A 17,255-nucleotide genomic window follows, 5' to 3' on the forward strand; every position below is an offset into this window, starting at 1 on the left:
CACAATTCCAGTAACGGGAGATGTAGTGATATGGCAAACCTGACAGGCGAACTGTTTATCGGCGGGCTTTGGCTTCAGGGCCACGGCGACGTGTTTGAGTCTATTCAGCCCGTTACCGGCGATACCGTCTGGGAAGGTGTCAGCGCCAGCCTTGCGGATGTGGATGCGGCCGCGCGTGAAGCCCGGGTCGCCTTCCTGAAATGGCGGCGCAAGAGCTTTGCCGAGCGCCAGGCCGTGGTTGAGGCTTTTGGTGAGCTGCTGGAAACCAACAAAGAAGAGCTTGCCCATCAAATTGGTCTGGAGACTGGCAAGCCCCTGTGGGAGTCGCGCACGGAAGTGGCGGCGATGATCGGCAAGATTGGCATTTCCGTGAAAGCCCACCACGATCGCACCGGCCATTCTGAATCCGATGTGGCTGGGGGCCATGCCGTACTTCGTCATCGCCCCCACGGTGTTGTTGCTGTGTTTGGCCCCTACAACTTTCCCGGGCATCTTCCGAATGGGCATATTGTGCCAGCCTTGCTGGCTGGCAATACGATCATATTCAAACCCAGCGAACTGACCCCCGGCGTGGCAGAAATCACCGTTAAGCTTTGGCAAAAGGCAGGCCTTCCAGATGGCGTGATCAATCTGGTCCAGGGCGCAGCCGATACAGGCAAGTCCCTTGCCGGCCACCCGATGATTGATGGCCTGTTCTTTACCGGTAGTTCAACCGTTGGCCATGTATTACATAAGCAGCTTGGCGGTCAGCCAGAGAAAATTCTTGCTTTGGAAATGGGCGGTAATAACCCGCTGATTGTTCAGGATGTTGCAGATGTAGACGGCGCAGTACACCACGCCCTGCAATCGGCGTTTCTGTCGGCTGGCCAGCGCTGCACTTGCGCCCGGCGGTTACTGGTTCCCAAAGGTACAAAAGGCGATGAGTTTTTGGATCGCCTGGTCGCTGTGTCTGCTCGTATTCAGGTGGGAGAGTTTGATGCCAAGCCCCAGCCATTTATGGGTTCAGTTATTTCGGCACAAGCGGCGGAAAAGCTCTTGGCTGCTCAGGCAGACATGCTGGAGAAAGGCGCGACATCTCTATTGGAAATGAAACAGATCAAGCCGGACACCGGCCTTCTGTCCCCGGGCATTGTGGATGTAACCGGGCTGGAGTTGCCAGATGAAGAGTTCTTCGGGCCGTTGCTCACGGTTTACCGTTACAAGAGTTTTGACGATGCGTTGGTGCTCGCCAATAACACCCGCTACGGGCTTTCTGCAGGCCTGCTTTCCGACGACCGAAAGCTTTACGAGCGGTTGCTGGAAGAAGCGAGGGCGGGCATTGTGAACTGGAACCGCCCGCTTACCGGGGCCAGCAGTGCTGCGCCCTTTGGCGGTGTGGGTGCCAGTGGCAACCATCGCGCCAGCGCCTATTATGCGGCGGATTACTGTGCTTGGCCCATGGCTTCTCTTGAGTCGGGCAAAAGCGAGGTGCCGGAAAGCCTGGCGCCGGGCCTGAATTTTGATTCCTGAATCCATACGGAACCCCAAGTCATGGTAAAGCATGCAGTAGAAGCAAATTTTGATGGCTTGGTTGGCCCAACCCACAATTACGCAGGCTTGTCCTTGGGCAATGTGGCATCAAAGTCCAATGTGAACGCGGTATCCAATCCTCGGGAGGCGGCACTTCAGGGGTTAGCAAAAATGAAGCGCCTAGCCGATCGCGGATATGTTCAGGGTATTTTGCCTCCCCATGAGCGTCCGCATATTCCATCCCTGAAAGCCCTCGGGTTTAGCGGCACGGATGCGCAGATTCTGGAGCGGGCAGCAAAATCCAGCCCGTCGATTCTGGCGGCGGTATCGTCGGCTTCCTCCATGTGGACGGCTAACGCAGCAACGGTTTCTCCCAGTGCAGATACTTCAGATCATCGAGTGCATTTCACCCCTGCCAATCTGAGCGCCAAGTTCCACCGTTCCATTGAGCATGGCGTGACCGGCCGTACCCTGAAGTCCATCTTCGCGGACGAAGGGTATTTCGCCCACCACGCAGCACTGCCTTCGGTTAGCCATTTCGGTGATGAAGGCGCCGCCAATCACACCCGGCTTTGTGGTCGTTACGGCGAGCCAGGAGTGGAGCTGTTTGTGTATGGGCAGGCCGCGTTCAACGAGCAGGCGCCGGCTCCGGAAAAATACCCCGCACGGCAGACCCTCGAGGCTTCACAAGCGATCGCGCGCTTGCATGGCCTGAAAGATGGGGCGCGGGTGTTTGCTCAGCAGAACCCAGCAGCCATTGATGCCGGTGTATTCCACAACGATGTTATAGCCGTGGGCAACGGCAACACGCTGTTCTATCACGACATGGCGTTTCTGGACGAAGAACAGGTGTTATCAGATATCCAAGCACGCCTGATCGGAGCTGAGCTGGAGGCGGTTCGTGTAAGCAGTGCAGAGGTGCCGCTAGAGGACGCAGTAGCCTCGTATTTGTTCAACAGTCAGCTGCTGAACACGCCCGATGGCATGCTGCTGGCGGTTCCGGGTGAGTGCAGGGAAGTGGCGTCTGTTAGTCAGTATCTGGATAAGTTACTGGCCGCAGGTGGGCCGATTACGGCGGTGGAAGTGTTTGATGTGAAGCAATCCATGCGCAACGGCGGTGGCCCTGCCTGCCTGCGCTTGCGAGTGGTTCTGAATGATGATGAACTGCACGCCATGCATCGCGGCGTGATTCTTACCGATGCGCTATACGAACGCCTGACCACCTGGGTTGAAGCCCATTACCGTGACCAGCTTGCCCGGGAAGATCTGGCCGATCCTATGCTGCTGGATGAAGTGCGCAAGGCACTGGATGAGCTAACCGGTATTCTGGGGTTGGGCTCGATCTACGATTTCCAAATGTAGGCGCTTTTAAAACGCTCCTCAGGAGGCGGAAATCGACCGGGTCAGCATATCCATGGTGTGCTGTATAAGACCTTCGGCGGGGAAGCTGTCGCCACTCTCGCTCATTTCTGATTGGCATAGCAGGATGGTCCCATGCAGAGCCCCGCGTAGGTAAAGAGCGGTTTGTTCTGGGCTTTGGATACGCTGGCGGTTCATGGTGCCGTCTTCAAGCCCTAGCTCGATGGCTTCTGTCATCAGCCCCATAAGTTCTGATTTCGAGCAAAGCATGTCCATGGCTTGGGTTTCGTCTGCTTCCGCCATGGCGGTTGAGGCTTTGGTAAGCGCTGAGAAATAGTCTGGCTCATCTTGATAAAAGCGATAATAGGATTCTCCCATTGCGCGTATCTGTGCCAGCCCCGTATCGGCGGTCTGCCTCGCTTTGCGAAAACGCTCAGACAGGCTTTGCCCAGCCCTCAGCATAATGCCCCGCTGAATGGCGGCCTTATCCTTGAAGTAAACATACAGCAGCGCCCGGCTCAGGCTGGCCGTGCGTGCAATATCGTCCATGGAGGTGCGTTCGTACCCCTTCTCCGCGAAGGCCCGCTCAGCGGCGTCCAGAATGGCCTCGTAACGGGCTTGTTTCTCCCGTTCGCGGCGTGTTTTCAACGGTTCACTCATCTGGCTCTCTCATCAAGGTCTTTCTTGGAATATTGACATAATGTCAAAGAATGACATTATGTCGCAACCAATAAACCGGATTTCCGCAGGAAGCGGTATCGTCAACAACATGAGCATGGATGAAAGGAAACTCTATGACACCATTTCAAATTCCCGTTGCCCTAATTTTTCTCGCTGCATGCGGCCTTTTTCTTTCTGGTTGTCAGGCCGATGATGCGCCGGAAACATCTGCCGGGCATGTGGTGTCAGTGCGCGTTTCCGACGTTACCGGAGGCCAGGCTCAGGAAATAACCCTGCGCTTTTCTGGCATTGTTCGCTCGACCCAGAGGGCAACACTGACGTTTCAGATTAGCGGCACTTTGAAAGAGCGGGCGGTAGAGCTGGGCCAAACGGTTGCCGCCGGCGATGTGCTCGCCCGGGTGTACAACCCAGCATTGGAGCCAGCGCGGGATTCGGCCAGCGCCAAACTGGATGAACTGAACACCCGTTATGACCAGGCTAAACGCGAGTGGGAACGCTCCAGCCGTCTGCGCGAGCGTGGTGTGGTTTCCGTACAGAACCTGGAACAGATCGCGGCCCGCCGTGATTCCCTGAAAGCCAGCGTTGCCACGGCTCAGGCCGCACTGGCGGAGGCTACTCAGTTGCTGCAAGAGAGTACGTTGCGGGCGCCGTTTAGCGGGCGTGTTGAAGCGCTTCTGATAGAAAGAGATGAGTTTGTTGCTGCCGGCCAGCCGGTAATGCGGCTGTCCTCGCCCGAGGGCAAGGAAGTGGAAGCCCGGGTGCCGGCGTATTTGTTGGCGCATGTGTCTGTGGATCAGGAACTGCCGGTTTGGTCTGTGCAGAATCGCAGTGAGGCTCCGGTTATTGGTTCCGTTGTTGAAATTGCTCAAGCCGGAGCAATCCGTGGCGAACTGCACCCGGTTCTGGTCAGCCTGCCCCTAAACACCCTGGGTGCGGGCGAGCCAGTTGAAGTAGGCATTACACCGATTCGGGAATCCGCACTCACCGTTCCGCTTTTATCGGTGATCCGTAGCGCCGGAAACATGACCGTATTCCGGGTGCGTGACGGCGTGGCTCGGCGAGTACCGATAGAAGTTGAACGTGTGGTGGGCGAGCGAGTTGTTGTGCGCACGGGTGAGTTGGAGCCAGGCGACCAAGTGGTTTACGCGGGCACCACCCGCCTCGCAGACGGTGATTCCGTGGAGGTGCGTTAATGACGCGCTGGCTGCTCAACTTTCAACGTTTATTGGGCATGGTGGTTACCATGCTTTGCCTGCTGGGTATCGCGGCATACAGCACCATGCCGCGCCAGGAAGATCCCTCATTTCCGTACCGGGCCGGCCTGGTGTCGGTGAACTATGCCGGGGCAAGCGCCGACGCTGTAGAGCGGTTGGTGCTCAGGCCTTTGGTAGACGAGTTGCGCCAGGTGGAAGAGGTGGACTTTTCCCAGAGCACCGCCCGTACCGGTGTAGCGCTCGTTAAGCTACGCCTCAACGACGACATATACGATACAGACCCTGCTTGGGACAGAATTCGTCAGGCGATGGAGCGCGCAAGGCTCGATTTTCCAGACGATGTGGGCCAGATGGTTTTGGATGATCGGCTGATCGACAACCCGGCCATTGTGCTGGCTGTTGGCGGTGCGCCTTCGGTGAGTGAGTTATCGGATGTGGCTGAGCGGCTCAAGCAGAACCTCTCCGACCTTCCCGGTGTTTCCCGTATTGAGCTGGAAGGAGATGCCGACGAACAGATTACGCTTGCTCTGGACGATGCTGCACTTTACCGGATGGGTATCTCACCGGCCCGGATTCTGGAAACTCTAGCTCAGCGTAATCAGACCACACCCGGCGGTTTCGTGGTTGTGGACGGGCGCCGGTTATCGGTGCTTCCCAACACGGAATTTGCAGATATTGACGCCATTCGCGCTACACCTATTGAGCTTCCCGATGGCTCCCAGGTGCCATTAGCGGCGGCGGCGAACGTGTGGCGTGGCCCCGCCGAACCGCGGCAGCCAGAAACCTGGTTTGATGGCGAGCGGGTGGTGCTGTTGTCGTTGATTATGGAGGAGGGCACCACGGATGCGATCCGTTTTGGTGAGCGGGTGCGGGAGCGGGTTGCTCAGATCCGCTCCGACTTTGAGCCCTATGAAATCCGTGAGATGTTTTTTCAGCCGGATAAGGTCTCGGATCGCCTGAATAATTTGGCTTGGAGCCTGGTTCTCTCTGTTCTAATTATCGTGGCGGTGGTGTTCACCGGTATGGGCATCCGAATGGGCTTACTGGTGGCCTCTATTCTGCCTATGGTCGCGTTGATCAGCGTTGGGCTTTACGATCTTGGCGGTGGTGTTCTGCACCAAATCGCAGTGATCGGCATGGTGATCTCCCTGGGCATTCTCATCGACAACGCCATTGTGATTGTTGAAAACATTCAGGGCCATCTGGATGAAGGCATGCGACGCATGGACGCGATGCGCAAGGCTATCGGTGAACTTGCCGGGCCGCTCGGGGCATCCACCGGCACCACACTGGCGGCCTTCGCTCCCATGCTGCTTGCCAAAGGTGGCGCAGCAGACTTCACCCGGGGCGTACCGGTGATGATCATGCTTACCCTATCGGTCAGTTATTTGCTGGCGATTTCTGTCGTCCCACTGCTGGCGGCCCGTTTCCTCAAGCCCCGCCGCAATGCCGAGGCTGATCGGCTGATTGGCCTAGCGCGGTTTCTTGGTGGTTTGGTTTATCGTCATCCTCGCCGCTTGATCGCAGCGGGCGCTGTGCTGGTTGTTATCAGCCTGGCGATGACGCCGTTTATGGCGCAGCAGTTTTTCCCCGATGCGGATAGGCCTCAGGTTATTGTCGAGATCTTCATGCCAGAAGGCACCGACCAGGTACGCACGGCTGAAGCCGCTGCCAATCTGGAACACGCCATACGCTCCCGTGCAAACGCGCTTGAAATTCATCGGTTCGTTGGTTTTACCGGCCCTGCATTCTATTACAACCTCCAGCGCGCACCACAGGCGCCGAATAGAGGCCGGCTTGTGGTAAACACACCAACGCTCGAAGATACCACCGACATGATCCGCTGGATTCGCACCCATGTGGATGAACAGATGCCGGAGCTGGGTATCAGTGTCGGGGTTCTCGGGCAGGGACCACCAAGGATCGCCCCGATAGAGGTGCGCGTTTACCACGCGGACGATCAGGCTCGCACCCAAGCAGTGGAGCGGCTGTTTGTCGCACTGCGCCAAGTTGAAGGTACAGTGGATGTCCGGCACGACCTGGATATAGGTGTGCCTAGTATCGCCATTAATGTAGACGACGCCACCGCTGCACGTTACGGACTTAACCGGGCAGATGTGGCCCAAAGCCTCTATGGTCAAAGCTTTGGTGTGGTTGCCGAGCGTTATCGCCAAGAGAAAGACCCGATTCCGTTAGTACTCCGTTCGCAAGAAGGCACATCCTTGCCATTGGAGCGTTTGCTCTCGGTGAATATCTATAACGATCGTGGCCAAGCGGTTCCGCTGTCTGCGGTTGCCAGTGTGGAAACCACCTGGGAGCCCGCAGCGCGCTATTTGCGAAATGGCACCCGGCTTAATACCGTAACGGCCAACCTGCTGACAGGGTATAGCTTTAGCCAAGCACTGGATGGCATGAGGCGTGCCTTGGAAGAGAATCCTCTGCCTGAAGGCACCCGCTTGGAAATGGGCGGTGATGCAGAAGGCTCTGGTGATGCCAACGGGGCTCTGCTAACAGCCGCACCCATCGGTATTCTATTGTTGCTCTTCTTCTTGCTGCTGCAGTTCAACTCATTCCGGCGTGTGGGCATCATTCTGCTGACCGTACCTCTGGCGACCGTTGGCATATTCCCCGGCCTGGTACTTTCGGGCTCGCCCTTCGGGTTTCAGTCGCTGCTTGGTGTGATCGCACTGGTGGGCATTGTGGTGAACAACGCCATCGTACTGCTTGATGTGATGGACAGGGAACTGGAACGCGGTGAGAGCATCCACGAAGCCATGCGCAAAGCCGTTATGCAGCGAACTCGGCCAATCCTGCTGACCACGGCAACCACTGTGGCTGGCTTGCTGCCGCTGGCGTTCTCCAGCTCGACACTCTGGCCACCCATGGCTTGGGCCATTATCTCTGGGCTGCTGGCCTCAACCGTACTCACCCTGCTAGTGATCCCGGCGGTGTGTACACAGGTGATTAAAACGCGGGTAGCAGAGCCAGAAAACGCACCGGCTTAATCATCAGACCCACCCGCTGGCCAACCGGCACATCCCGGTTGGGAAACACAATCGCCTGAGGCGAGCCCTCTACCAGATAACAGGTATCGTCATCCTCCCAGATGACGGTGCCTAGCGGGTATTCGGTAAAGTTGGCCACATCATCCGGAATATGAAACTGGAAGTGCTTTCCGGTATTCAGAATTTCATGCACAACCTCAAACACTGCGAGATGGTTAAATGCTGGGTGCTTTGCCGGGGCAGCCTCGCCAAAAAAACGACGCCTCAGAGCCCGTTTAACACTCTCAAAACGCCCCAGATCGTTCTCGCCAAATGGTTTAACCTTGCCCAACTCCACGGTAAAACTCTCAGCGCCTAGCACAGAGGATGAAAACGAAGCGAATGTCGTTCCCGCTTTGTGCTGCAGCAACAAGGTGTCCACCTCCGCCTCCAGCAAAAAGTTACCCTGCGCTTCAGGCATCTGCCGGCCCTCAACAAACGGATAAAGCGCAAACTTCTCCCGCTGAGAAGGCCTTATGGCCGTATGCAAATCGTAATGGGACAAAGCCTGCGAGTGCGCCATGGCAAACTGACGACAGGCCTCCTCAAGAAACCGCGCCCGCGCCGCTTCTGGCAACCCGTTATATTCTGGTTTGCTATGGGCTCCGCTAAATAGCCGGTTCAGATTCGCATCCAAAAACCGCTCCCCAACCACCATAGCTGGGGGGTTACCCAGAATCAGCAGTAACGGACAGGCCAACTGCCATTCGCCGTTCAGCAGCTCACTCACCAGCGCGTTCAAAACCTCAATGGGTGCGGTTTCATTGCCATGAATACCAGCGGAAATGATCAACGCCTCGTGATTCGGATTGGTGCGGCCGGCTGGCGGACTTAGATGCAAAACACCAACGCTTTTGCGGCTGATACGTGTGCCGTCAGGAAGCGTGGTTATGACCTCCGGGAGGTCTGCAGTGCCATTTTTGAGAGTATGCGATAGCCAATCAGAGCTGGATTCAAAAAGATCCGGACAAGCTGCCATAGAATCCCCAAAAGGCTCAGGTACCAATAGGCCGCTGATGCTTCAACAAATGATTTTCAAGCTTGCGAAACGCAAACACCATCGTAAACGTTAGCGCCATGTAGCAAAACGCCACAAAGATAAACGCATCAAACGGCGCATAAAACCGCGAGTAAATATTCCGCGCCGCACCCGTCAAATCCACAATGGTCACCACGCTCGCAATCGCACTCGAATGCAGCATGAAAATAACCTCATTGGAGTAAGCCTGAACCGCTCGCCGCGCTGCGCTCGGAAGCACTATGCGCCGCATGCGCAACAACCAACTCATACCGTAAGCCGTCGCCGCTTCAATCTCACCGTGGGGCGTGGAAATAATCGAACCGCGAATAATCTCCGTAGTGTAGGCGCAAGTATTCAACGTAAAGGCCAAAAGGGCAGGGTAGAAAGGCTCTCTGAAAATTACCCACCAGAAGGTTTCCTGAATACCGGGAATCTGCGCCACACCATAGTAAATAATATACAGCTGAATCAGCAGCGGCGTGCCACGGAAAAGATAGGTGTAAAGCCAAACTGGGCCAGATACAAATGGGTTTTTAAATGTGCGAAGAATGGCCAGAGGAACCGCAAAAATAAGCCCGATGATCAGGCAAAGAAATACCAGTTGAACGGTTGTTACCATACCGTCCCAGTATTCCATGATGGTCATGGCCGTAAAAATGTCGTTGTTGTTAAGCCAGGCGGCGAGGAAGTCAGGCATCATCAATTCTCCTGAATTACGCCAACGTTGGCTCGTTTATCGAGCCACTTGATGAAAAGCTCTGAGCCAGCGGTGAGGGCGAGATATACAAATGCCACGGGAATGAAAAAGTGGAACGGCATGCGCTCTGCCTTGGCTGCTTCCTCCGCCACGCGCACCATATCCGTGAGGCCAATAATGGAAACCAGCGCTGTGGTTTTAAGCAGCACCTGCCAGTTGTTGCCAATGCCTGGCAGCGCGTGGCGCAGCATTTGCGGAACCATCACTCGGCGGAAAGTGTGCCAGCGGCTGAAGCCGTAGGCGCGTGCTGCTTCAATCTGGCCGGTTTCGACAGCCAGAAAGGCGCCCCGGAAGGTTTCTGTCATGTAGGCGCCAAAAATCAACCCGATCGTTACCACCCCGGCAATGAACGGATCAAACTGAAAGAAAAAGTCGATTTCGTAGGTTTCCCAAACATAATCCGAGAGCATGTTCACGCCCACTTGGCCGCCATAGTAAAACAGCATCATCATCACCAAATCAGGGACACCACGAATCAGAGTGGTATAGGTGGTGGCCATTCCAACCGCTACGCGGCTGTTCGACAGCTTCGCAGCCGCGCCGATTAACCCGAGGGCTAATGCGAGGGCAAGAGACAGGAAGGCAAGCTCTATGGTTACAACCGCCCCATTCAACAGGGCCGGACCATAGCCTTTCAGATCAAGCATGGGAGTGTCCGGTAGTCAGGGGCAGCCATAATGGCTACCCCTGGGGCTGGTGTTTTCAGGCCTTTACATCGTAAACGAAGTACTTCTTCATGATGGTGTCGTAGGTGCCGTCTTCCTTTAGCTTGCGCAGAGCAGCGTTCACCTCTTCGGCAATGGCCTTGTCACGCTTGCGCATGGCAACCCCAACGCCTTCACCCAGCTTGACCTGCTCGCCGACTTCTTTGAAACCGTCTTTGGTCATAACCGTCTGCTCGCCTACCGGGTAATCAACAAATACGGCATCCAGGCGCTGGCCTTCAAGGTCCAGAACCATGTCACCTGCGGTGGTGTAACGCTTGATCGTTACTACGTCAGTCATTTCCTCGGTTACAAAGGTATCCATAGTTGTGCCACGCTGCACGCCCACGGTTTTGCCCTTCATGGCATCCATGTCGGTGACGTCGGTATCAAAACTATTGGGGCCAAACCAGCCGCCTGGAGTGTTGTAGTAAGGCTCAGAAAACAGAACCCGCTTTGCACGCTCTTCGGTGATCGACATGGAGGACATGATTAGGTCGAACTTGCGGGCCAGCAGGCCAGGGATCATTCCGTCCCATGCTTGAATCACAAATTCACAATCAGCCTTCATCTCTTCACACATAGCAGTGGCCAGATCCACTTCAAAGCCGGTCAGCTCACCATTCTCATCTTTGTATTCGAAGGGCTCATAAGGTACGTCAAAAGCAATGCGCAGAGCGCGCTCTTCTGCCTGAGCACCGCTGGCAAGCATGGCCAGGGCGCAGCTCGCTGCAATCATCAATTTTTTCATATGTCACTTCTCCAGTAGATCGCCTCTCGGGCGTTATTGTTGTGGAAGCTGTACATCTGACACTCGTCACGATAGCACCGCATGTCAGAAGTTGGGAGCGAGGAATTGCCTCATGCGTTCTGAATCCGGATGATCAAACACCTGCACGGGTGTACCCTGTTCCTCGATGACGCCCTGATGCAAAAATAGCACCTGGGACGACACATTTCTTGCAAACGCCATTTCGTGAGTCACCACGATCATGGTGCGGCCTTCCTCGGCCAGGTTCTGCATAACCTTCAGCACTTCTCCAACCAGTTCTGGGTCCAGTGCCGAAGTGGGTTCATCAAACAGCATCACTTCGGGCTCCATGGCCAGCGCCCGGGCAATGGCTGCACGCTGTTGCTGTCCGCCGGACATCTGGGCCGGATAATAGTCTTTGCGTTCATAGATGCCCACCTTGTACAAGTAGGCCTCCGCGCGCTCGATGGCTTCCTTTTTTGGAACCTTGAGCACGTTAATCGGCGCTTCAATAATGTTTTCCAGCACTGTCATATGCGACCACAGGTTAAAGCTTTGGAACAACATGGAAAGCTTGGCGCGTATCAACTCTACTTGCTTGATATCCGCGGGAATACGTTCGCCTTTCCGGTTGTTGGTAAACCGAATAGGGTCGCCGTGAACAATGATGTCACCGGAGGTGGGCGTTTCCAGCAAGTTGATGCAGCGCAGGAAGGTGCTTTTGCCAGAACCGGAGCTACCGATCAGAGAAACCACATCGCCTTTTTGGGTCTCCAGTGAGATACCTTTGAGCACTTCAAGCTCAGCGAAGGTTTTGTGAATGTCCTTGCAGATCAAAGGCGCGTGGTCCGCCATGGGTGACTCCTGAAGCTATAATTCAAAGGCGCTTGTTTTACTGACTGTGGAGGTGGAAATCAACACCTTTCATACACAGCTTTACAGTTTTTTAGCGACGATATTTGCGACTTTATTGTGGCGCACTGAGTGCTCAATGCAAGCGTTTTGCAGGTTTCAGCTGTGCGCACGGTGATGGCCCCCAGGCACCTCTTGTTCAACCGGAATACGGATCAACGTACTGCCTTCCTGTTCCATGTCGCGCATGGCTTTGCTCACGAAACGCACATGCGCCATAGCAACCTTCTGGGCGGTGGCTGGCCTGCCGGAAATGATCGCCTCGTATAGCTGGCGATGCTGAAGGACGATTTTTTTGCGCATTTCCGCACGGGGGTTCAGGTTGGCTACCGATGCCTGCACGGTCATCAGCATCATGTTTTTGAGGCTGTTGAGCACGTGAACCAATATCGGGTTGTGGGAGGCCTCCACAATGGCCTGGTGAAAACCGTGGTCTGGGCGGGCGTTACTCAGTGGGTCTGTTTCTTCCAGAGCGCGAAAAGCTTTGGTTATACGGTGTCGATCTAGGTCGGTTGCCCGCTGCGCGGCTAGGTATGCTGCTTGCCCCTCCAGTTGTTCACGCACCTCCAACAAGTCGTATAGCGTTCGCGGGTGTCCTTCAAAAAGATGCATCAGGGGGCCCTGGGCACTTAGGTCGCCGGATCCGGGCACCATGGTAGAAACAAACGATCCCTTGCCGTGGCGGGTTTCAATCACGCCCCGCCCCTGTAACTCGTGAAGGGCTTCGCGGATAACCGATCGCGACACCCGCAGGCGCGCAGCAAGTTGTCGTTCTGAGGGAATTTTTTGTTCTGGTGCCAGCCCGCCATCGAGAATCAGCCGTTCTAGCCGGTAGGAGATTTCCTGTGAAATAGCCATCAAGTTGCCTGTGTGCTTACTGGTCTGATCAGTGACTCTTGTCATTGTTTTTATTCGGTCTTCGCCTTCATTTGTGTGCAAGCCCACTGAATATGGCTGATCCGGAGGGATACGTCCATTTTCCTGAATTTAAAAACTGGTCTGACCAGTGTCCTCCCCGCTGGACTAATTAGCAGCCGTCTACGACTATCTTCTCTCATACCGAGGAGGTAAGTGTGATGTTAACGATTAAACGGCTGGATCTTGCCGAGGCAAGAGTGTTGATTGAAGGTGCTGCGGCTAAGGCTTCGGATATTGGTGTGCCCATGTGCATCGCCATTGTGGACGAGTCTGGCAATCTGATCGCGTTTGAGCGCATGAACGGTGGCAAAATCAGCAGCGTTACCATTGCCCAGGACAAAGCCTTCACGGCGGCGGCTGCAAAAAAAGCGACCCACGATTACAATGCGGTGAACGTGCCGGGCAGCTTAGCGTTTGGTATTCATACCGAGGTGGGTGGCCGTATAAGCTCCGTTGGCGGCGGCTTGCCGGTAACTGTTGACGGTGAAGTGGTGGGCGGTATTGGGCTTAGTTCTGGCACACCGCAACAGGATATGGACTGCGCCCAGGCGGGGATCGCTTACTTCGAAAGCCAAGGCGGTTAAGAAGGACTGATTGAGATTAGCAGGTCGAGCGAGGCGTCATGACAACCAAACCGAAAATCAGCCAAGAAGAGCTGGCGGCACAGTTCCGGGCATTTATTGATCCGAACTTCATCATTACAGATGATGAAACCATGAAGCCCTACGAATGCGACGGCATGTCGATGTACTGCGAAATGCCGTTGCTGGTGGTGCTGCCGGAAACCCTAACCCAGGTGCAGCGAATTATGCGCATCTGCCATGAACATGGGGTTCCGGTTGTTGCTCGGGGTGCAGGAACCGGCCTGAGCGCCGGCGCCATGCCGAACAAAGAAGGCGTGGTGCTCTCGTTGGCTAAGTTCAACCGCATTCTAAAGATTGATCCGTTGGCGCGGACAGCGAGCCTGCAGCCTGGCGTTCGTAACTTGGCCATCAGCGAAGAGGCGGCCCAGTATGGCCTCTATTACGGGCCAGATCCCTCGTCGCAGATTGCCTGCACTATCGGCGGGAATGTGGCGGAAAACTCAGGCGGTGTGCACTGCCTGAAGTACGGTCTTACGGTGCACAACATTCTCAGCGTGGAAATGGTAACCGCCGAAGGCGATGTGGTGACTATTGGCAGCGACGGCCTTGATGGCTGCGGGATGGATCTGCTCGCCGTGATAACCGGCTCTGAAGGGCTGTTGGGTGTGGTAACCGAAGTGAAGGTGAAGCTACTACCCAAGCCCGAAGTGGCGCGTGTGGTGATGGCGGGTTTTGACAGCGTACAGAAAGCTGGTGACGCCGTGGGCGGTATTATCTCCCATGGCATTATTCCGGGTGGGCTGGAAATGATGGACGGCCATGCCATCGTGGCCGCCGACGACTTTGCCGGCGCCGGCTACCCCCGCGACGCTAAAGCTTTGCTGCTATGCGAAGTGGACGGCACCGAAGAAGAAGTACACGAGCACATTGCCGCGGCCGAGGCGGTTTTCCGCAAACTTGGGGCTACCTCGGTTCGCACCTCCCAAAGTGAACCGGAGCGAGCGCTGCTCTGGCTAGGCCGAAAATGTGCCTTTCCTGCAGTCGGTCGTATTTCTCCGGATTATTACTGCATGGACGGCACGATTCCCCGCCGGCACATTGCCCATGTGTTGACCGAAATGGAGAAAATGGCAGAAGAGTTCGATTTACGCGTGGCCAACGTGTTTCATGCCGGCGATGGCAACCTGCATCCGCTGATACTGTTTGATGCCAACGTACCGGGTGAGTTTGAACGCACGGAAGCCTTTGGTGCCAGCATTCTGAAAATGTGCGTTGACGTTGGCGGCTGTATTACCGGCGAACATGGTGTGGGCGTAGAAAAGATTCGGCAAATGGCGATTCAATTCAACGATCAGGAACTGCAGCAGTTTCACGATGTGAAAGCCGCCTTCGATCCCACGGGCATTCTTAACCCGGGCAAAGGCGTACCCGCGTTGAAATTCTGCCAGGAATACCGCTCCCTCGAGTACAAACAACACAAACATGGAAAAACGGAAGGCGCGCATGCCTGATATCTCCCAACAACTCCAGGAACAGGTGCTCCAAGCTCGCTCCAGCGGAGGAAAACTCAACATTGTTGGTGGTGGCACTAAAGCTTTTATGGGCCGTGAGCCAAACCCGGGTGCCAGTACTCTTAATTTAGGCGAACATACCGGAATCGTAGATTATCACCCGGTTGAACTTGTGATGACGGTGCGTGCCGGAACGCCCCTGAGCGACATAGAAGCCGCGCTTGCTGAGCACGGCCAGGCACTACACTTTGAACCCCCGCACTTTGGCCCAGGCTCTACCATCGGCGGCACACTTGCCTGCAACCTCTCGGGCCCCGCAAGGCCATGGGCCGGATCAGTGCGGGATCAAGTGTTGGGCGTACGCTTACTCAACGGCAAAGGTGAACACCTTCGCTTTGGCGGCGAAGTCATGAAAAACGTCGCCGGCTACGATGTGTCCCGGTTACAAGCAGGAGCCCTTGGCACTCTCGGCGCCATCACAGAAATCAGCCTGAAAGTCATGCCAAGCCCCGCAGCCAGCCTAACCCTGGTACAAGACATGGCCATGGACGAAGTGGTGCACTACATGAACAGCCGCGCGGCAGAACCAAAGCCGATCACCGCCGCCTGCTGGGTAAACGGCAAAGTTTACCTGCGGCTAGCCGGCGCCAAAAGCGCCGTTGAAGCCACCGCTGAAAAGTGGAGTGGCGAGGTAATGGAGCAGGGCGACGCTTTCTGGCGTTCCGTACAAGACATGCAGCACGAGTTCTTTGCCAACAAGAGCGCACCACTCTGGCGCTTCTCCGTAGGTTCCACGGCTGCTAACCCGGCTATAGAAGGGGAATGGTTCATCGACTGGGCCGGCGCCCAACGCTGGTATCTGGGAGCTGCAGAACTCAGCGATATGGAGCCCCTAGCTCGAGCCGCTGGTGGCCAGGTAAGCCTGTTCCGAGGCGGCGACCGCAGCGGGGAAGTAATGCACAGCCAACCCAATGCACTTAAAACGATCCAACGCCGAATGAAAGCGTCGTTCGACCCAGACGGAATATTCAACCCAGGCCGATTGTATAGCTGGTTGTAGATCCACCAAAACAGGTAAAACATGCAAACAAACCTGGTACAAAAATTTGCCAACACAACGGAAGGGCAGGAAGCAGAAGCCATCCTGCGGGCCTGTGTGCATTGCGGCTTCTGCACCGCAACCTGCCCAACCTACCAAGAGCTGAACGACGAGCGCGACGGGCCCCGTGGCCGCATCTACCTCATGAAAATGTTCCTAGAAGGCGCCGAAGTTACCGAAAAAACCCGCGAACACCTCGACCGCTGCCTTACTTGTCGCAGCTGCGAAACTACCTGCCCCTCTGGCGTACAATACGGGCGCCTGGTAGACATCAGCCGGGGCCTTATCGACAAAGAACTGCCCCGAGCCCCAAAAGACAAATGGACACGCTGGGCACTAGCAAGAGTGCTGCCCAACCGCGCGCTGTTCGGATTCCTACTGTGCCTTGGGCAAGCCTTCGCCCCCATGCTGCCGGGTAAATTGCGCGCTAAAGTGCCGCCCAGAAAACAAGCCAGCCCCTGGCCAGCCGCAAGCCATAACCGCATTGCTTTGGCCCTAGCCGGTTGTGTGCAGCCATCTGCCACACCGAACACCAACGCCGCGGCGGCGCGCGTGTTAGATAAGCTGGGCATTACTATGGTGGAAGCGCCAGAAGCCGGCTGCTGCGGTGCGGTGAACTATCATCTCTCCGAGCATGAGAAAGGCCTGGAACGTATGCGCCAAAACATCGATGCTTGGTGGCCAGCCATTGAAGCCGGGGCAGAGGCCATAGTGATGACAGCGTCTGGCTGCGGCGCCATGGTTCAGGATTACGGCCACTTGCTGAGAGACGATCCTGTATACGCCGCGAAGGCCCAGAAAGTCAGCGAGCTGTGCACAGATCTTGGCGCCTTTCTGTTGAAACAGGATCTTGGAAACCTAAAGGTAAAGCAGAACCCCGGTAAGGTAGCGTTCCATTGCCCCTGCACATTGCAACACGCCATGAAGCAGAGTGGTGTGGTGGAGCAGGTACTCACCAAAGCAGGCATTAACCTTGCCGTCACCAAAGACAAGCACCTGTGTTGTGGTTCTGCTGGCACCTACTCTGTGCTGCAGCCGGAACTCAGCCAGAAGCTGCTGGATAATAAGCTCAAGGCGCTTACAGTGGATAACCCCGATAGTATCGTAACGGCCAACATCGGCTGCCAGATGCACCTTGAGAGCAAGTCCCAGGTGCCGGTACAGCATTGGGTAGAGCTGCTCGACCCGTAA

At 55.8% G+C, this 17,255-nt stretch carries 15 protein-coding genes; 8 read left to right on the forward strand and 7 right to left on the reverse strand.

Going from position 1 to position 17,255, the window contains the following annotated elements; all coding sequences use genetic code 11:
• The first annotated feature begins 30 nt into the window (after positions 1 to 30).
• Both astD and astB read left to right on the forward strand, forming a co-directional pair.
• The gene (astD, locus tag CPH80_RS18310) at positions 31 to 1,509 is read left to right on the forward strand and encodes a succinylglutamate-semialdehyde dehydrogenase (protein WP_096280091.1); all 1,479 of its coding nucleotides are present in this window, start codon (positions 31 to 33) and stop codon (positions 1,507 to 1,509) included.
• 21 nt (positions 1,510 to 1,530) lie between these two features.
• Positions 1,531 to 2,871 carry an N-succinylarginine dihydrolase gene (gene astB, locus CPH80_RS18315; RefSeq protein ID WP_096280093.1) on the forward strand — a complete coding sequence of 447 codons (1,341 nt, stop codon included), beginning with the start codon at positions 1,531 to 1,533 and terminating at the stop codon, positions 2,869 to 2,871.
• An 18-nt stretch (positions 2,872 to 2,889) separates the two neighbouring features.
• Here astB and CPH80_RS18320 read toward each other — a convergent pair whose 3' ends face one another.
• Positions 2,890 to 3,528, reverse strand: coding sequence for a TetR/AcrR family transcriptional regulator (locus tag CPH80_RS18320; protein ID WP_096280095.1), 639 nt, complete (start codon positions 3,526 to 3,528; stop codon positions 2,890 to 2,892).
• 134 nt (positions 3,529 to 3,662) lie between these two features.
• On the opposite strand from CPH80_RS18320, the gene CPH80_RS18325 reads away from it, so the two are divergent.
• Entirely contained in the window at positions 3,663 to 4,742 is a 1,080-nt protein-coding gene (locus tag CPH80_RS18325) for an efflux RND transporter periplasmic adaptor subunit (RefSeq protein ID WP_096280097.1), read from the forward strand.
• Positions 4,742 to 7,768: an efflux RND transporter permease subunit gene (locus CPH80_RS18330; protein ID WP_096280099.1), complete on the forward strand. Its 3,027-nt coding sequence runs from the start codon at positions 4,742 to 4,744 to the stop codon at positions 7,766 to 7,768. The genes CPH80_RS18325 and CPH80_RS18330 overlap by 1 nt, the downstream gene beginning before the upstream one ends.
• Here CPH80_RS18330 and astE read toward each other — a convergent pair.
• The 6 genes from astE to CPH80_RS18360 form a co-directional block, all read right to left on the reverse strand.
• Positions 7,728 to 8,786 (reverse strand): succinylglutamate desuccinylase, encoded by a 1,059-nt coding sequence (gene astE / locus CPH80_RS18335; RefSeq protein ID WP_096280100.1) that lies wholly within the window; start codon positions 8,784 to 8,786, stop codon positions 7,728 to 7,730. The genes CPH80_RS18330 and astE overlap by 41 nt on opposite strands.
• A gap of 16 nt (positions 8,787 to 8,802) precedes the next feature.
• Entirely contained in the window at positions 8,803 to 9,525 is a 723-nt protein-coding gene (locus tag CPH80_RS18340; RefSeq protein ID WP_096281778.1) for an ABC transporter permease, read from the reverse strand.
• A gap of 2 nt (positions 9,526 to 9,527) precedes the next feature.
• Complete coding sequence (locus tag CPH80_RS18345; RefSeq protein ID WP_096280102.1) at positions 9,528 to 10,232, reverse strand: ABC transporter permease; 705 nt, start codon at positions 10,230 to 10,232, stop codon at positions 9,528 to 9,530.
• 55 nt (positions 10,233 to 10,287) lie between these two features.
• Complete coding sequence (locus CPH80_RS18350; protein ID WP_096280104.1) at positions 10,288 to 11,040, reverse strand: transporter substrate-binding domain-containing protein; 753 nt, start codon at positions 11,038 to 11,040, stop codon at positions 10,288 to 10,290.
• An 84-nt stretch (positions 11,041 to 11,124) separates the two neighbouring features.
• Complete coding sequence (locus CPH80_RS18355; RefSeq protein ID WP_096280106.1) at positions 11,125 to 11,895, reverse strand: ABC transporter ATP-binding protein; 771 nt, start codon at positions 11,893 to 11,895, stop codon at positions 11,125 to 11,127.
• A 156-nt stretch (positions 11,896 to 12,051) separates the two neighbouring features.
• On the reverse strand, positions 12,052 to 12,810 hold the full coding sequence (locus CPH80_RS18360) for an FCD domain-containing protein (protein WP_096281780.1): 759 nt from the start codon (positions 12,808 to 12,810) through the stop codon (positions 12,052 to 12,054).
• 218 nt (positions 12,811 to 13,028) lie between these two features.
• Here CPH80_RS18360 and CPH80_RS18365 point away from each other — a divergent pair, with 218 nt between their 5' ends.
• The 4 genes from CPH80_RS18365 to glcF are packed head-to-tail and all read left to right on the forward strand — an operon-like array spanning position 13,029 to position 17,255.
• Entirely contained in the window at positions 13,029 to 13,454 is a 426-nt protein-coding gene (locus CPH80_RS18365) for a GlcG/HbpS family heme-binding protein (RefSeq protein ID WP_096280108.1), read from the forward strand.
• Between the two features lie 38 nt (positions 13,455 to 13,492).
• Entirely contained in the window at positions 13,493 to 14,965 is a 1,473-nt protein-coding gene (locus CPH80_RS18370; protein ID WP_096280110.1) for an FAD-linked oxidase C-terminal domain-containing protein, read from the forward strand.
• On the forward strand, positions 14,958 to 16,025 hold the full coding sequence (gene glcE, locus CPH80_RS18375) for a glycolate oxidase subunit GlcE (RefSeq protein WP_096280112.1): 1,068 nt from the start codon (positions 14,958 to 14,960) through the stop codon (positions 16,023 to 16,025). Before CPH80_RS18370 ends, glcE begins: the two co-directional genes overlap by 8 nt.
• A 21-nt stretch (positions 16,026 to 16,046) precedes the next feature.
• A complete protein-coding gene (gene glcF, locus CPH80_RS18380) occupies positions 16,047 to 17,255 on the forward strand; it encodes a glycolate oxidase subunit GlcF (RefSeq protein WP_096280114.1) in 1,209 nt (402 codons plus the stop codon).

It is taken from the genome of Marinobacter sp. LV10R510-11A (assembly GCF_900215155.1).
Classification (GTDB): domain Bacteria; phylum Pseudomonadota; class Gammaproteobacteria; order Pseudomonadales; family Oleiphilaceae; genus Marinobacter.

Excerpts from the sequence above, each read along its gene's own strand:
- CPH80_RS18370 (WP_096280110.1), top strand. The coding sequence starts at position 13,493 with ATGACAACCAAACCGAAAATCAGCCAAGAAGAGCTGGCGGCACAGTTC.
- CPH80_RS18325 (WP_096280097.1), top strand. The coding sequence starts at position 3,663 with ATGACACCATTTCAAATTCCCGTTGCCCTAATTTTTCTCGCTGCATGC.
- CPH80_RS18345 (WP_096280102.1), bottom strand. The coding sequence starts at position 10,232 with ATGCTTGATCTGAAAGGCTATGGTCCGGCCCTGTTGAATGGGGCGGTT.
- astE (WP_096280100.1), bottom strand. The coding sequence starts at position 8,786 with ATGGCAGCTTGTCCGGATCTTTTTGAATCCAGCTCTGATTGGCTATCG.
- CPH80_RS18355 (WP_096280106.1), bottom strand. The coding sequence starts at position 11,895 with ATGGCGGACCACGCGCCTTTGATCTGCAAGGACATTCACAAAACCTTC.
- CPH80_RS18365 (WP_096280108.1), top strand. The coding sequence starts at position 13,029 with ATGTTAACGATTAAACGGCTGGATCTTGCCGAGGCAAGAGTGTTGATT.
- glcF (WP_096280114.1), top strand. The coding sequence starts at position 16,047 with ATGCAAACAAACCTGGTACAAAAATTTGCCAACACAACGGAAGGGCAG.
- CPH80_RS18350 (WP_096280104.1), bottom strand. The coding sequence starts at position 11,040 with ATGAAAAAATTGATGATTGCAGCGAGCTGCGCCCTGGCCATGCTTGCC.
- CPH80_RS18360 (WP_096281780.1), bottom strand. The coding sequence starts at position 12,810 with ATGGCTATTTCACAGGAAATCTCCTACCGGCTAGAACGGCTGATTCTC.
- CPH80_RS18330 (WP_096280099.1), top strand. The coding sequence starts at position 4,742 with ATGACGCGCTGGCTGCTCAACTTTCAACGTTTATTGGGCATGGTGGTT.
- glcE (WP_096280112.1), top strand. The coding sequence starts at position 14,958 with ATGCCTGATATCTCCCAACAACTCCAGGAACAGGTGCTCCAAGCTCGC.
- astD (WP_096280091.1), top strand. The coding sequence starts at position 31 with ATGGCAAACCTGACAGGCGAACTGTTTATCGGCGGGCTTTGGCTTCAG.
- CPH80_RS18320 (WP_096280095.1), bottom strand. The coding sequence starts at position 3,528 with ATGAGTGAACCGTTGAAAACACGCCGCGAACGGGAGAAACAAGCCCGT.
- CPH80_RS18340 (WP_096281778.1), bottom strand. The coding sequence starts at position 9,525 with ATGCCTGACTTCCTCGCCGCCTGGCTTAACAACAACGACATTTTTACG.
- astB (WP_096280093.1), top strand. The coding sequence starts at position 1,531 with ATGGTAAAGCATGCAGTAGAAGCAAATTTTGATGGCTTGGTTGGCCCA.